The 14,140-nt window shown below is 69.5% G+C and carries 11 protein-coding genes; 5 read left to right on the top strand and 6 right to left on the bottom strand.

The features are described 5' to 3' along the window. Positions 1–270: 270 nt before the first annotated feature. Positions 271–2,856 carry an aminopeptidase N gene (gene pepN / locus J7E87_RS29590; RefSeq protein ID WP_215097669.1) on the bottom strand — a complete coding sequence of 862 codons (2,586 nt, stop codon included), beginning with the start codon at positions 2,854–2,856 and terminating at the stop codon, positions 271–273. 134 nt (positions 2,857–2,990) lie between these two features. On the opposite strand from pepN, the gene J7E87_RS29585 reads away from it, so the two are divergent. Then, entirely contained in the window at positions 2,991–3,635 is a 645-nt protein-coding gene (locus J7E87_RS29585; RefSeq protein ID WP_215097668.1) for a DsbA family protein, read from the top strand. A 160-nt stretch (positions 3,636–3,795) separates the two neighbouring features. On the opposite strand, the gene J7E87_RS29580 is transcribed toward J7E87_RS29585, so the two are convergent. The 3 genes from J7E87_RS29580 to J7E87_RS29570 all read right to left on the bottom strand — a co-directional run bounded on the left by J7E87_RS29580 (position 3,796) and on the right by J7E87_RS29570 (position 7,312). Beyond that, positions 3,796–4,437, bottom strand: coding sequence for a superoxide dismutase (locus tag J7E87_RS29580; protein WP_215097667.1), 642 nt, complete (start codon positions 4,435–4,437; stop codon positions 3,796–3,798). A gap of 87 nt (positions 4,438–4,524) precedes the next feature. Next, on the bottom strand, positions 4,525–5,640 hold the full coding sequence (locus J7E87_RS29575) for a glycerophosphodiester phosphodiesterase family protein (RefSeq protein WP_215097666.1): 1,116 nt from the start codon (positions 5,638–5,640) through the stop codon (positions 4,525–4,527). 241 nt (positions 5,641–5,881) lie between these two features. Then, positions 5,882–7,312 carry an amino acid permease gene (locus J7E87_RS29570; protein WP_215097665.1) on the bottom strand — a complete coding sequence of 477 codons (1,431 nt, stop codon included), beginning with the start codon at positions 7,310–7,312 and terminating at the stop codon, positions 5,882–5,884. Positions 7,313–7,742: 430 nt separating this feature from the next. Here J7E87_RS29570 and J7E87_RS29565 point away from each other — a divergent pair, with 430 nt between their 5' ends. Continuing rightward, positions 7,743–8,327, top strand: coding sequence for a biotin transporter BioY (locus J7E87_RS29565; protein WP_215097664.1), 585 nt, complete (start codon positions 7,743–7,745; stop codon positions 8,325–8,327). 131 nt (positions 8,328–8,458) lie between these two features. Here J7E87_RS29565 and J7E87_RS29560 read toward each other — a convergent pair whose 3' ends face one another. After that, positions 8,459–9,943 (bottom strand): amino acid permease, encoded by a 1,485-nt coding sequence (locus J7E87_RS29560; protein WP_215097663.1) that lies wholly within the window; start codon positions 9,941–9,943, stop codon positions 8,459–8,461. 183 nt (positions 9,944–10,126) lie between these two features. Between J7E87_RS29560 and J7E87_RS29555 the strand changes: the two genes are divergently transcribed. Together J7E87_RS29555 and J7E87_RS29550 are read left to right on the top strand one after the other, a co-directional pair. Continuing rightward, a complete protein-coding gene (locus tag J7E87_RS29555) occupies positions 10,127–10,615 on the top strand; it encodes a ribose-5-phosphate isomerase (protein ID WP_215097662.1) in 489 nt (162 codons plus the stop codon). Then, entirely contained in the window at positions 10,615–11,439 is an 825-nt protein-coding gene (locus J7E87_RS29550) for an Fpg/Nei family DNA glycosylase (protein ID WP_215097661.1), read from the top strand. The genes J7E87_RS29555 and J7E87_RS29550 overlap by 1 nt, the downstream gene beginning before the upstream one ends. A gap of 182 nt (positions 11,440–11,621) precedes the next feature. Here the strand turns inward: J7E87_RS29550 and J7E87_RS29545 are convergent, their stop codons facing one another. Beyond that, a complete protein-coding gene (locus J7E87_RS29545; RefSeq protein ID WP_215097660.1) occupies positions 11,622–12,851 on the bottom strand; it encodes a GNAT family N-acetyltransferase in 1,230 nt (409 codons plus the stop codon). 106 nt (positions 12,852–12,957) lie between these two features. Between J7E87_RS29545 and J7E87_RS29540 the strand changes: the two genes are divergently transcribed. Further along, a complete protein-coding gene (locus J7E87_RS29540) occupies positions 12,958–14,103 on the top strand; it encodes a PP2C family protein-serine/threonine phosphatase (protein WP_215097659.1) in 1,146 nt (381 codons plus the stop codon). Positions 14,104–14,140: the final 37 nt, after the last annotated feature.

The raw sequence follows: 14,140 nt of genomic DNA, 5'->3' as shown, positions 1-14,140 counted from the left end.
CAGCCCCCCGACGATCGGGGGGTGCGGGCGCCGAGGGAATCACACCCGCAGGCACCGCACCGGCACACGACCCTGGCGCTCCTACGCGACCGCAGCCGCATCGCAGGACTACCGCAGGGCGGGGCACCCAGGGCCGCACGCCAGGTCGGCCCTCGCAGGCACCCGCATTCACCTGCGAACCCGCCCTACGGCCCCGCACCCTCCGTCGCACGCCTGTGCCCGCGGGGCCCGCGCCACCCCGCAGGCACCCGCACGTGACACCCGGCGCCCCTACGCGCCCGCAGCCCCGTCGCACGCCTGTGCCCGCAGGGCCCGCGCCAGGTCGTCCCTCGCCTCCAGCACCAGCCTTCGCAGGGCCGGCGGCGCGTCCGCGTGGGACGTCAGCCACTCGTCCGTAGCGGCCAGTGTCGACTCGTCGTCCTGGAGACTCGGGAAGAGGCCCCTGACCACGTCCATGCCGATCTGGATCGACCGCTCCGCCCACACCCGCTCGATCGCGTCGAAGTATTTCGACACGTACGGCACGAGCAACTCCCGCTGACCCGGCTGCACAAAGCCCGAAATCGTCGCCTCCACCAGCGCGTTCGACAGCGAGTCCGACTCGACGACCAGCGCCCACGCCTGGGCCTTCACCGCCGCCGACGGCCGCGCCGCCAGGCAGCGGACCTCGTGGCGCTTGCCCGACGCCGTGTCGTCGCGGGCCAGTTCCGCCTCGATGACCGACTCGTCCGCCATCCCGTGCGCGGCCAGCGGCAGCAGGAACGCCCAGCGCAGCTCCTGGTCCACCTCGAGCCCGTCGATCTTCGCCCTGCCTTCCTGCAGTCCCTGCAGCAACTGCAGATCCGCCGCCGCCGACGTCGCCGTCGCCGCGAAGAACCGCGCCCACGTCAGCTGGTGCTGGCTTCCCGGCTCGGCCAGCCGCAGCTCACGCAGCGCACCCTCCGCCAGCAGCCGTCCGCCCTCCTCGCGCCACGCGGGCGCGGCGTAGTGCTCCAGCGCGGAACGCGCCCACGTGTGCAGCGTCTGCAGCACCCCGATGTCCGACTCGCGCCCCGCGAACCGCAGCACCAGGTCGATGAAGTCCCGCGCCGGCATCAGCGCGTCCCGCGTCAGATTCCACAGTGCCGACCAGCACAGCGCCCGCGCCAGCGAGTCCGTGATGTCGCCCAGATGCGCCCGCAGCGTCGCCAGCGAACCCTCGTCGAAACGAATCTTGCAGTACGTCAGGTCCTCGTCGTTGACGAGAATCAGCTCCGGCTTCTCAGCCCCGGTCAGGCCCTCCACGACCGTCCGGGGCCCGGCGACGTCCGCCTCGGCCCGCGCGTACCGCACCAGATCCGTGCCCTGGCGCCGGTACAGGCCCACCGCCACCCGGTGCGGCCGCAGCTCCGGGTGGGACTCCGCCGCCTCCTGGATCACTGCGAGCTCCGTGATCCGGTCACCCGCGTCATACGTGACCACCGGAGTGAGGGAGTTGACGCCCGCGGTCTGGAGCCAGGACTGCGACCACGCCGTCATGTCCCGCCCGGACGTCTCCTCCAGCACCGCCAGCAGATCGCCAAGACGCGTGTTCCCGTACGCATGGCGCTTGAAGTAGCGCCGCGCGCCCTCCAGGAACGCGTCCTGCCCCACGTACGCGACGAGCTGCTTCAGCACACTCGCCCCCTTCGCGTACGTGATCCCGTCGAAGTTGAGCTTCGCGTCCTCCAGGTCACGGATGTCGGCCGTGATCGGATGGGTCGACGGCAACTGGTCCGCGCGGTACGCCCACGACTTGCGGTTGTTGGCGAAGGTGACCCAGCCGTTGGTGAACCGCGTCGCCTCCACCATCGAGAACGAGCCCATGAAGTCGGCGAAGGACTCCTTCAGCCACAGGTCGTCCCACCACACCATGGTGACCAGGTCGCCGAACCACATGTGCGCCATCTCGTGCAGGATGACGTTCGCCCGGCGTTCGTACGACGCCTGTGTCACCTTCCCCCGGAAAATGAACTCCTCGCGGAAGGTCACACACCCCGGGTTCTCCATCGCGCCGATGTTGTACTCGGGCACGAACGCCTGGTCGTACTTCCCGAACGGGTACGGGTAGTCGAAGTGGTCGTGGAAGAAGTCCAGCCCCTGCTTCGTCACCAGGAAGATGTCGTCCGCGTCGAAATGCCTGGCGAGCCCCTTGCGGCAGATCGCCCCGAGCGGGATCTTCAGCGCCGTCCCGTCATCGAGGATCCGCGTGTAGACATCGGTCTCGTAGTGGTACGGACCGGCCACGACCGCGGTGATGTACGTGGAGATCGGCTTCGTCTCCGCGAACCGCCACACCCCGTCCTCGGCCTGCGCGCCCTCGCCGTTGCTCCAGACGCTCCAGCCCTCGGGCGCGGTCACCTCGAAGCGGAACGGCGCCTTGAGGTCCGGCTGTTCAAAGGTGGCGAAGACCCGGCGCGCGTCGGCCGGCTCGTACTGGGTGTAGAGGTAGACCTCGCCGTCCTCCGGGTCGACGAAGCGGTGCAGCCCCTCACCCGTACGGCTGTAGGCGCACTGCGCGTCCACGACCAGCACGTTTTCCGCGGCCAGGCCCGCAAGGGCGATCCGCGAGCCGTCGAAGACGGCGGCCGGGTCCAGCTTCTCGCCGTTCAGCGTCACGGCCGTCACGGAGGGCGCCAGCAGATCCGCGAAGGTCCCGGTGCCCGGCTCCGCGCAGCGGAAGCGGATCGTCGTCACCGAACGGAAGGTGCGCGGCCCGGCGCCATCCGGGGCCTCCCCGACCGCGGAACGCAGATCGAGGGCAACCTCGTACCCGTCGACGGAGACCAGCTCGGCCCGCCTACGGGCCTCGTCGCGGGACAGATTCTCACCGGGCACGGGCACTCCTTCGTGGCTCGTTCGAACAGGACCGATCCTGCCATGTGCACCTGGCACCCGGTATCCGGGAATCGTGCGGTGGCCCGTTGCGTTGCCTGTTCGAGGCGCACGCGACGTTCCCCATGAGGAGTGACATGTCCGAGAACGGCAAGTCCGGCAAGACCCCCGTCGACTTCTGGTTCGACCCCCTGTGCCCGTGGGCCTGGATGACGTCCCGCTGGATGCTCGAGGTGGAGAAGGTCCGCGACGTCGAGGTCCGCTGGCATGTGATGAGCCTCGCCGTGCTGAACGAACCCAAGCTGGATGAGCTCCCGGAGGAGTACCGCGAGGGCTTGAAGCAGGCGTGGGGCCCGGTCCGGGTCGTGATCGCCGCGCAGCAGAAGCACGGGGACGAGATCCTCGGCGATCTCTACACCGCGCTCGGCACCCGCTTCCACAACCGCGGCGAGGGCGCGACCCGCGAGGCGATCGCGGCGGCGCTGGAGGAGGTCGGCCTGCCGGCCGAGCTGATCGATTACGCGGACTCCGACGCGTACGACACGGAGCTGCGCGCCTCCCACAAGGAGGGCATAGACAAGGTCGGCCAGGACGTCGGCACCCCGGTCATCGCGGTCCCGGGCTCGGACGGGCAGCAGATCGCCTTCTTCGGCCCGGTGGTCACGCCGGCCCCGAAGGGCGAGGAGGCGGCGAGGCTCTGGGACGGCACGCTGATGGTCGCCTCCATCCCCGGCTTCTACGAGATCAAGCGCACCCGCACACAGGGCCCCATTTTCGACTGACCGTTCCTCGACTGACCGGTGACTGACCGGTCTTCGGCCATCGCTCATGGAAGGACCCCCGCGAGTCACGTCCTCGCGGGGGTCCTTCGTCATTCCGCCCGCACGTGAAGGTTGAGAAGACGATCACGAGCAGGACGCTCATCGGGTGCTACTGAGGGTGCTACGGAACGAGCAGCAGGTTGTTCGCACGCTGCTTCGCGGACGCGTAACGCTTCGCCACGTCCTGCCAGTTGACGACCTTCCACATCGCCTCGATGAAGTCCACCTTCTGGTTCTTGTACTGCAGATAGAAGGCGTGCTCCCAGGCGTCGAAGACCAGGACCGGGACCGAGCCCTGCCCGACGTTGCCCTGGTGGTCGTAGATCTGCTCGACGATCAGACGGCCGCTGACCGGCTCGTAGGCGAGAACGCCCCAGCCCGAGCCCTGCGTGGTCGCGGAGGCCTTCGTGAGCTGCGACTTGAACTTGGCGAAGGAGCCGAAGGACTCGGCGATCGCGTCCGCGAGCTCGCCCACGCCGTCCTTCTCCAGCGGTTCGCCGCCGCCGTCGCCCGTCATGTTGTGCCAGTAGATCGAGTGCAGGATATGGCCGGAGAGATGGAACGCGAGGCCCTTTTCCAGACCGTTGATCGCGCCCCATGCCTCCTTGTCGCGCGCCTCCTGGAGCTGCTCGAGGGTGTCGTTGGCGCCCTTGACGTAGGCGGCGTGGTGCTTGTCGTGGTGGAGCTCGATGATCTGCGGGTTGATGACCGGTTCGAGCGCCGCGTAGTCATAGGGGAGTTCAGGAAGCGTGTAGGTGGCCATGTCTGTCCGGTCCCTCCGGCTGCTTATTGCACATCTTATGCAAGTGCAATCTAGCAGCAGGAGGGTCGGGTTGTGATCAGGCGCCGGTCACGTCACGTCGTTGGCACTCACGTCGTTGGCACTCACGTCGTTGGCACTCACGTCGTTCCGGGCGATCACCGCGAGGTCCGGGAAGTCCGTGACGACCGCGTCCACGCCGAGGCCGTAATGCAGGGCGTACTCGGCGAAGGCGTCACCGAACTCGCTCGGGCCGGTGCCGCGCCGCAGCGCGGCCGGCAGGAACTGGTTCTCCGCGCGGAAGGTGTACGCGCCGACCTTCAACCCCGCCGCGTGCGCGTCCGCCAGCAGCGGGGACGGCGCGAGTACCGACGACTTGTCCGGCCCGATCCAGTCCGCGTACTCGGCGATCTCCCGCAGCCCGGCCGGGGTCATCATCTGCGCATACGTGGCGGTGTGCCCGTACGGGCCGCCGGAAGTGCCCAGCGCCTGCCAGAGCGGGAGGCGCAGCCGTGCGTCGGCGATGCGCAGGAGGCTGGAGGGTTCGAAGGACTGGATGACGCACTCGCGGGCGTCGAGGTGGCCTTGGCGCACGATGCGCAGGAGCTCAGGCTCCAGCGGGAGGCCGATGGAGCGGAAGTACGTCGGGTGCTTGGTCTCCGGGAAGACGGCGATCCGGCGGCCGTGCCGGCGGGAGAGCCTGCGGGCGAGGTCGACGACCTCCTGGAAGGTCATGATCCGCTGGGTGCCGTCGAAGACGGTGTTGCGGTTGCGGACCAGCGGCAGCCGCTCCACGGCCCGCAGCGTCTTCAGCTCGGCGAGCGTGAAGTCCTCGGTGAACCAGCCGGTCACCACGCGCCCGTCGACCGTCTTCGTGGTGCGGCGCTGAGCGAACTCCGGATGCTTCGCGACGTCCGTCGTCTGCGAGATCTCGTTCTCGTGCCGGACGACCAGCACATGGTCCTTGGTCGGGACGAGGTCCGGCTCGATCCAGTCGGCTCCGGCCTGGACGGCGAAGATGTAAGAGGCCGCGGTGTGCTCGGGCCGCCAGCCGGCCGCACCGCGATGTCCGATCACCAACGGCCGGTCGGGAGCGGGGTGTTGACGGACCTGGGCCGCCGCGGCGGGCAGCGCGGACACGGTGGTCGCGGCGGTCGCCGCGCCGGCCGCGAGAAGGATCGAGCGGCGTCTCGGCAGTGCGGGCATGCGGGTCTCCCTCGTCGGTCCTCGGTCGTGGGGGGCGCTGTACACCACGCTCCCGACGACGGGTTGCGGCAGAGGGGACACAGGGTGTCCGGGTCATGTCCGCGTGAGTGTGCACGGGACAGGACGCGCCGGACCCCCGGACCGTGACGGCCCGGGGGTCCGGCTTGCTTTTCGAGCCCGTTGGGGCCCCCGGACGAAGTCCGGTGGAGTTGAGGAGAAAACGGTTGCCGGACGACCCCGGCTACCCCTTGCCCGCTTCGGCGTCGAGCGCCTCAGCGTCCCCCTTCGCCGCCACCGCGACCTGCCGGACGTACCCCACGACGGCCAACGCCAGCACCAGCCCACCCGTGTAATACAGCTGCGTACGCGTATCCGCCTCCCGCGCCATCAGAACGAACACCGCCGCCATGCCCGCCAGCGCCACCCACGTCAGCGCCGGGTACAGCCACATCTTCACGACCAGCTTCTCCGGCGACTCGCGCTCCAGCTTGCGGCGGAGCACCAGTTGGCAGACGGCGATGAAGATCCAGACGACCAGGATCACCGCGCCGATCATGTTGAGCAGCCACATGAAGACGTCGTTGGGCCGCCAGTAGCTGAGCAGTACGCAGCTGAAGCCGAAGACGGAGGAGACCAGCACGGCGACGCGCGGGACACCACCGAAGACCTTGCCCAGCGCCTTCGGGCCCTGGCCGCGGGCCACCAGCGAGCAGGCCATGCGGGAGGCCCCATAGACGTTGGCGTTCATCGCAGAGAGCAGGGCGACCAGTACGACCACGTTCATGATCTGGCCGGCGGCGGGGATTCCGAGGTGGTCGAGGGTCGCGACGTACGGGCCCTTCTCGACGACCTTCGGGTCGCCCCACGGCACGAGGGTCACGATGACCGCCATCGAGCCGATGTAGAAGAGCGCGATACGCCACATCGCCGTACGCACGGCCTTGGCGACACCCTGGACCGGGTGCTCGGACTCGGCCGCCGCGATGGTGACTGTCTCCAGGCCGCCGTACGCGAAGACGGAGGCGAGCAGACCGACGACGAGGCCCTCGGAGCCGTTCGGCATGAAGCCGCCGTCGCCCGTGAGGTTGGCGGTGCCGGGGGCGTCGGTGCCCGGCAGGATGCCGAGGATGGCCAGTACGCCGATGCCCAGGAAGAGGGCGATCGCGCCGACCTTGAGGGCGGCGAACCAGAACTCGAACTCGCCGAAGTTCTTCACGGCCGCCAGGTTGGTGCCGCAGAACACCAGCATGAACAGGGCGACCCAGGCCCACTCCGGAGTGCCGGGCAGCCAGCCCGTCATGATCTTGGCGGCGCCGATGCCTTCGAGGCCGACGGCCACACAGAGCAGGAACCAGAATGCCCAGCCCACGGTGAAGCCCGCCCAGGGACCGATCGCCCGCTCGGCGTGCACGGAGAAGGATCCGGATGCCGGGTTGGCCGCCGACATCTCGCCGAGCATGCGCATCACGAGCATGACGAGCAGGCCCGAGATCGCATAGGCGATGACGATCGAAGGTCCCGCGGCGGCGATGCCCGCGCCTGATCCGACAAAGAGTCCGGCGCCGATGACGCCGCCGAGAGCGATCATCGAAAGATGGCGTTGCTTGAGTCCGTGCGAGAGCGGCGCGTCGACCGGTTGGTCGACCGGCGCGGGCGCGGAAGTCCGAGACATGGGCGTGCCCTGTTCAGTAGCTGGGGCCGGGGAGCGGAGGACAGTCTGGGCACGCGCCCGTTTGCAGGGGGCACATGTCCGCTATACGGGCACGATGCTCACACAAGGTGAACACTCACCTACGTCGCGCCCGAACCTCTCGCGCCCCGCGACCAGCGGCACCGCCGCGGTCGCGCCGTCCGGCCAGAGCACCTGCGCTTTGGCGGGACTCCACAGTCTCCCCAAGTTCGACCCCGAGGCGCGGAACGGGACGACTCGGCTCCGACCTCAGTGACGAGCGTCACGCCAACTTGCACATGGCGGACCACCTTTGTGTGATCTCCACCAAGCGGCAGAGTCGGCCTTTGTCGCCGACTGACGGTGATCGAGTGATTCCCGGTGGGCTAGCGTCAGCCTGTCCTTACCTGCCCTCACCTTTCGCGGAGTCCCGATGAGTACTGCTTCCGTCACCTCACGCCCGGGAGCGGTCCTCGCCGACCTGCTGCCTGCCTCACGTACGAAGAGCATCGCGCTGGTCGTCGGCGGCGCCGCGCTCACCGGCATCGCGGCCCAGATCTCCGTCCCGGTCCCCGGCTCCCCGGTCCCCGTCTCCGGCCAGACCTTCGCGGCCCTCCTCGTCGGCACCGCGCTCGGCGCCCGCCGCGGCTTTCTCTCCCTCGCGCTCTACGCGGTCGTAGGCATGGCGGGCATGCCCTGGTTCGCCCAGGGTGCTTCGGGCTACGCGATGCCGTCCTTCGGCTACATCCTCGGCATGACGCTGGCCGCCACCGCCGTCGGCGCCCTCGCGCGCCGCGGCGCCGACCGCTCCGTCCTGCGCACGGCGGGCGCGATGGCGGCCGGCTCGGTGATCATCTACGCGGTCGGTGTCCCGTACCTGGCGCTGGCCACCGGCATGACGCTGTCGCAGGCCGTCGCCGCCGGTCTGACGCCCTTCCTGATCGGTGACGCGCTGAAGGCGGCACTGGCGATGGGCGCGCTGCCCACGGCGTGGAAGCTCATCGGCCGCCGGGGCTGAAGCTCCCGGGGCAAAGCTTTCGCAGGAGTGGTCCCGGCTGCGCAAAGCATGGCTGCGGACAGCATGAAGGAGGCTCTCCGTTCGCGCCTTGCCGGCGTGTACGGAGAGCCTCCTTCGAGCAGAACGGACGCCTAGGACCGGGTGACCGAGTCCTTCACATCGCTCTGAGTGGCGTCCGCGGAATTCACCGCGCCGCCGCGCCCGAACTTCTCACGGCCGACCGCGATCGCGATCACCACGGCCGCCACCAGCAGCGACAGCAGCACCTGTTCCCGCGGGTCGCCCCCGTCGTAGATCATGTAGCCCAGCACGAACAGGATCATCGCGATGGTCAGCCAGGTCAGGTACGGGAAGAGCCACATCCGCACGACGAGCTTGTCCGGCGTCTCGCGCAGGATGATCCCGCGCATCCGCAGCTGGGTGACGCAGATGACCAGCCATACGAACAGCGCGACCGCGCCGGACGAGTTCAGCAGGAACGCGAAGACGGTGTCCGGCCACTTGTAGTTGAAGAAGACGGCGAGGAAGCCGAAGACGACGGACCCGAGAATGGCCGCCCGCGGCACGCCACGCGAGTTCGTACGGGCAAAGGCCTTCGGCGCGTCGCCACGCCGCCCGAGCGAGAACGCCATCCGGGAGGCGGTGTAGAGCCCGGAGTTGAGACACGACAGGACGGCCGTCAGGACGATCACGTTCATGATCTGGCCGGCGTGCGCGATGCCGATCGAGTCGAGGGCGGCGACGTACGAGCCCTTGTCGACGATCGACTTGTCGTTCCACGGCAGCAGCGTCAGCACCACGAAGATCGAGCCCAGGTAGAAGATACCGATCCGCCAGATCACGCTGTTCGTCGCCTTGGTGACCGCGCGCTGCGGGTCCTCGGACTCACCGGCGGCCAGGGTCACGATCTCGCTGCCCATGAAGGAGAAGACGACCATCAGCACACCGGTCAGGATCGCGCCCGCGCCGTTCGGCAGGAATCCGCCGGCGTCGGTGAGGTGTGCGAAGCCCGCACCGGGGTTGTCCGAACCGGGCAGCAACCCGAAGACCGCGAGCACACCGATCAGTACGAACGCGCTGATCGCGACGACCTTGATGCCCGCGAACCAGAACTCGAACTCGCCGTACGACGACACCGAGGCGAGGTTCGTCGCCGTCAGCACCAGCATCACGATCAGCGCCCAGCCCCACTGCGGGACCGCCGGTATCCAGCTTTCGAGGATCTTCGCGCCGGCGGTCGCCTCGACCGCCAGCACCACGACCCAGAAGAACCAGTACAGCCAGCCGATCGAGAACCCGGCCCAGCGGCCGAGCGCCCGGTCCGCGTAGGCGGAGAAGGAGCCGGAGGTCGGGTTGGCGGCGGCCATCTCGCCGAGCATCCGCATCACGAAGACGACCAGTGCGCCTACGAGTGCGTACGACAGAAGGATGGCTGGGCCTGCCGCGGCGATACCGGAACTGGAGCCGACGAACAGGCCCGCGCCGATCACTCCGCCGATGGCGATCATGGACAGATGGCGGTTCTTGAGACCGGCCTGGAGACCGCCGGAGGAATTCGGGTCCCCAGGTATACCGGGCTTCCCGCCTTCCTTCGTGAGGGTCTGCTGCGAGGTCATGGACGATTCCTTAGGTTTGAGAGCACTCGGGTCACGAGCCCCCGCATTCAAACCTGCGATACCCGATCACGGAAGTCCCGTCTCCGTATCGTTAGGTCGATGCGATAAGCGGAAGGCCCGCGACCCTTACGGGTCCGGACCCCGCTGACCGCTACCCAGCCCCGCGCGTGCCACACTCGGACCATGCGCGTGTACCTCGGCTCCGACCATGCCGGCTTCGAACTCAAGAACCACCTCGTCGAGTGGCTCACGGCCCATGGCCACGACCCCGTCGACTGCGGCCCCCACATCTACGACGCCCAGGACGACTACCCGCCGTTCTGCCTGCGTGCCGCCGAGAAGACGGCCGCGGACCCCGACAGCCTCGGCATTGTGATCGGCGGCTCCGGCAACGGCGAGCAGATCGCCGCGAACAAGGTCAAGGGCGTGCGCGCCGCACTCGCCTGGAGCGAGCAGACCGCGGCGCTCGGCCGTGAGCACAACGACGCCAACGTCGTCGCCATCGGCGGCCGGATGCACACGCTGGAGGAGTCGACGAAGTTCGTCGAGATCTTCCTCACTACGCCGTACTCGGGTGAGGAGCGTCACACCCGGCGCATCCAGATGCTCACCGCGTACGAGTCGACCGGCGAGCTCCCTCCGATCCCGGCGCACCACCCGCAGCAAGGCTGATGCCCGAGGGTCATACGATCCACCGACTGGCCGCCGACCACTTCGAGAGGTTCGGCGGCCGGCCTGTGCGGGCGACCAGCCCGCAGGGGAAGTTCTCCGACAGTGCGGCGCTGCTCGACGGCCAGGTCATGGAGAGCACCGAGGCGCACGGCAAGCACCTCTTCCTCGGCTTCGGCCCGCTCGGCTGGGTCCATATCCACCTCGGCCTCTTCGGCAAGGTGAACTTCGGCGCCGCGCCCCCGCCTCCGCCCACCGACACGGTCCGGCTGCGTCTGGCCTGCCCCACCGCGTACGTCGATCTGCGCGGCCCCACCGCCTGTGAGCTGATCGCCGACGGCGAGAAGCAGGTGATACACGACCGCCTCGGCCCCGACCCGCTGCGCGCCGACGACGCCGCGTGCAACTCCGGGGGCGAGCGGGCATGGGCTCGTATCTCCCGCTCCCGCACCACGGTCGCCGCGCTGCTGATGGACCAGAAGATCATCGCGGGCGTCGGCAATGTCTATCGCGCCGAGGTCCTCTTCCGGCACGGCATCGACCCCTACCGCACGGGCATCGACCTGCGCCGCGCCGAGTGGACAGCGATCTGGACCGACCTCGTGGAGCTGATGCGCGAGGGGGTACGCAACAACCGCATCGACACCGTGCGCCCCGAGCACACCCCCGAGGCGATGGGCCGCCCACCGCGCGTCGACGACCACGGCGGCGAGGTCTACGTCTACCGTAGGGCCCAACTGCCCTGCCATGTCTGCGGCGGCGAGATCCGCACCGCCGCTCTCGCCGCACGCAATCTTTTCTGGTGCCCCTCCTGCCAGCAGGGTTAGTTCCCGACCGGGGCTCCGCCCCGCGCCCCGCTCCTCAATCGCCGTTCAAGCCCGTCCGGCGATTGAGGACACGCCCGAAGGGCGTACCGGGGTCCGGGGCGAAGCCCCGGTTCGGGACGGAGGTCCTGACGCCCACGGGCGTAGGGGGAGCGGTGGGGTGGGGAAGCGGCCCGCCGCAGGCGCTAGAAGCCGTGCGGCAGCCAGGGCGCGACATCGCTGATGAAGGCCGACGACGCCTCGGCCAGCGCCCCCTGCCGCAGCTCCCGCACCCGGCCCGCGCCCGCCAGCGCGGCCAGCGACACCCCGCCCAGATAGGCCGCGCCCAACTCCCGTACGGACAGGGCGAGATCAACGTCGTCCTCGGTCCGCTTGCAGGACGCTCCCTTGCTGTCGCCGGTCAGCCGCCACCGTCCGGCGTTCCAGGGACAGAAGGCGTCATCGACGTCGAAGACGACATCCACCGGCGTCCGGTACGTACGCGCCTCGAGCGCCGCGCCCAGATCCACCAGCCGTACGAACAGCCCGTCACGCACCCGCACTTCCAGCTTCCGCACATCGTTGACGAGATGCAGCAGCGGATCGTCAACGGGCCGGTTGCGCACCAACACCCTCACCGTCAGGTCGATGTCGAAGAGGAATCGCCACAGCACGGCGTACGTAACGGGGTCGAGCGCCTCGATATGCCGCAGCGTGATGGTGCCGCTCGGCCCGCCGGCCTCCCACTCCGGCTTGTTGTGGAAGCGGACGAAGCCGACGATCTCGCCCTCCCGCTCGGCGACCACACACTGCATCGGCGACGCGCCGTCCCGTTCGGCCGGCGGGTCGAGCAGCGGCAGCCGCTCCCAGCCCGGCTTGCGGGCGAGCATGCCAGGCCGCGACCCGATGCCGCGTACGTACACCGCCTCGCACTCCGCGGCGACATCCGCGACCTCGGCGAACCGCAGCCGGACGGCGTCGGCGCCCTGCGGGGCTGTGATCCGCCCCCGGACCGTGTCGATTTGAGCGGACATCTGCTGGGTCGCGATCCCGTAGCCGAACCGGCCGTAGATCTCCGGCTCGGAGGCCGTCAGCACGGCCAGCGGCTCACCCCAGCGGCGTACGTCGTCCAGTTGGCGGCGCATCATTGAGGTGAGTACCCCGCGCCGCCGGTGCGTCGCGGCCACGCTGACCATCGTCACGCCCGCTGCGGGCACCATCGCGCCGCCCGGCACCGAGACCCCGAACGAGAACGCCCCGGCCGTCCCGACGCAGTCGTCGCCGTCCCAGGCCCCGATCGACCGCTCGTGCTCGGTCAGCGAGCCCCACAGTTCGCGCTCTTCCTGCGGCTCCTCGACCCCGCCGAAGGCGAGCAGCAACTTCCCGAACCAGTCGTCCCATTCGGACGGCCGCAGCACCCGCAGCTCGATCGTCATATGCCATGCCTACCAGGGCTACGGCATCAGGGCGACCCAATTTCGAACACATTGTCACAGGGGTCCCCCTGCGGAGAACGCGGGCGGGTGGATAGGGTCCACGGCAATGGCCCTCGGCTCTGCAGCAGACTCGTACACGGCCCGGTTGCGGAAGGCAGTGCACCGGGCACGTATCGCGCTGCGCAAATCCGGCGTCGACTACTTCCGCGGCGACGGATCCGACTGGATCGCGCTGGCCGGGCTGCTGCTGACCATCCCCGCCTTCACCTGGGGCACGGTCGTGATGCCCGCCTGGGTGTCCCCGGCGGCGCTGGTCCTGCCGATCGTGGCCGGCGGTCTGCTGCTGCGCCCGGCGAGCCTGCTGGGTCTGTACGCGGCGGCCGCGGCGGCTCTGATCGTCGAGTCTGTCGTGCTCGGCCCGTACACCGCGGGCCCGGCCACCGTCACCCCGGGCACGGTCCTGGTGGTCGCCGCATGCGGCTTCTTCGGCCTGCTCATCGCGCAGTTCCGGGCGCGGGTCGGCGTGCCCTGGCGGCGCGGCGGAACAATGCTCTTCGACCTGCGCGAGCGCATCCGAATACAGAGCGCCCTGCCGCGGCTGCCGAAGGGCTGGCACCGGGAGATGGCGCTGCGCCCGGCCGGTGGCCAGTCCTTCTCCGGGGACTTCGTGGTCGCGGCGCGTACCAACGGCGGCCGCACGCTCGAGGTCGTCCTCACCGACGTCTCCGGCAAGGGCATGGACGCGGCGTCCCGCGCGCTGCTGCTGTCAGGCGCGTTCGGCGGCCTGCTCGGCTCGCTGCCGCCGCACGGCTTCCTGCCCGCGGCCAACGGCTATCTGCTCCGCCAGGACTGGGACGAGGGCTTCGCCACCTCCATCCACCTCGTCCTGGATCTGGACTCGGGGGACTACGAGCTGCTGTCGGCAGGCCATCTGCCCGCGCTCCAGCTCCACGCAGGCAGTGGCCGCTGGGAGGAGATGGACACCGAGGGCCCGCTGCTCGGCGTCTACGACGGGGCACAGTTCGACGCGGTGAAGGGTTCCCTGCGGCCCGGTGACGTACTGATGCTCTTCACCGACGGCCTGGTGGAGGCCTCCGGCCGCGACATCAGTGAGGGCATCGACCGCCTCACCGGCGAGGCCGACCGCTATGTCGCCTCCGGCTTCGAGGGCGCGGCCTGGCACCTGATCGAGGCCGTCGCGAAGGACGTCAACGACGACCGGGCGCTGCTGCTGCTCTGCCGGCAGGCGTGAGCGCGGGGCAGGCCGCGCCCCACCCCCGATCCGCGCC

This window comes from Streptomyces sp. ISL-1, assembly GCF_018614585.1.
Classification (GTDB): domain Bacteria; phylum Actinomycetota; class Actinomycetes; order Streptomycetales; family Streptomycetaceae; genus Streptomyces; species Streptomyces maoxianensis.
The sequence above is the reverse complement of the archived record's forward strand: the minus strand, read 5'-3'. Positions and strand labels throughout refer to the sequence as shown.

Coding starts and splice junctions, on each gene's coding strand:
- J7E87_RS29560 (WP_215097663.1), bottom strand. CDS start 9,943: ATGACCTCGCAGCAGACCCTCACGAAGGAAGGCGGGAAGCCCGGTATA.
- J7E87_RS29550 (WP_215097661.1), top strand. CDS start 10,615: ATGCCCGAGGGTCATACGATCCACCGACTGGCCGCCGACCACTTCGAG.
- J7E87_RS29585 (WP_215097668.1), top strand. CDS start 2,991: ATGTCCGAGAACGGCAAGTCCGGCAAGACCCCCGTCGACTTCTGGTTC.
- J7E87_RS29565 (WP_215097664.1), top strand. CDS start 7,743: ATGAGTACTGCTTCCGTCACCTCACGCCCGGGAGCGGTCCTCGCCGAC.
- J7E87_RS29580 (WP_215097667.1), bottom strand. CDS start 4,437: ATGGCCACCTACACGCTTCCTGAACTCCCCTATGACTACGCGGCGCTC.
- J7E87_RS29555 (WP_215097662.1), top strand. CDS start 10,127: ATGCGCGTGTACCTCGGCTCCGACCATGCCGGCTTCGAACTCAAGAAC.
- J7E87_RS29540 (WP_215097659.1), top strand. CDS start 12,958: ATGGCCCTCGGCTCTGCAGCAGACTCGTACACGGCCCGGTTGCGGAAG.
- J7E87_RS29570 (WP_215097665.1), bottom strand. CDS start 7,312: ATGTCTCGGACTTCCGCGCCCGCGCCGGTCGACCAACCGGTCGACGCG.
- J7E87_RS29575 (WP_215097666.1), bottom strand. CDS start 5,640: ATGCCCGCACTGCCGAGACGCCGCTCGATCCTTCTCGCGGCCGGCGCG.
- J7E87_RS29545 (WP_215097660.1), bottom strand. CDS start 12,851: ATGACGATCGAGCTGCGGGTGCTGCGGCCGTCCGAATGGGACGACTGG.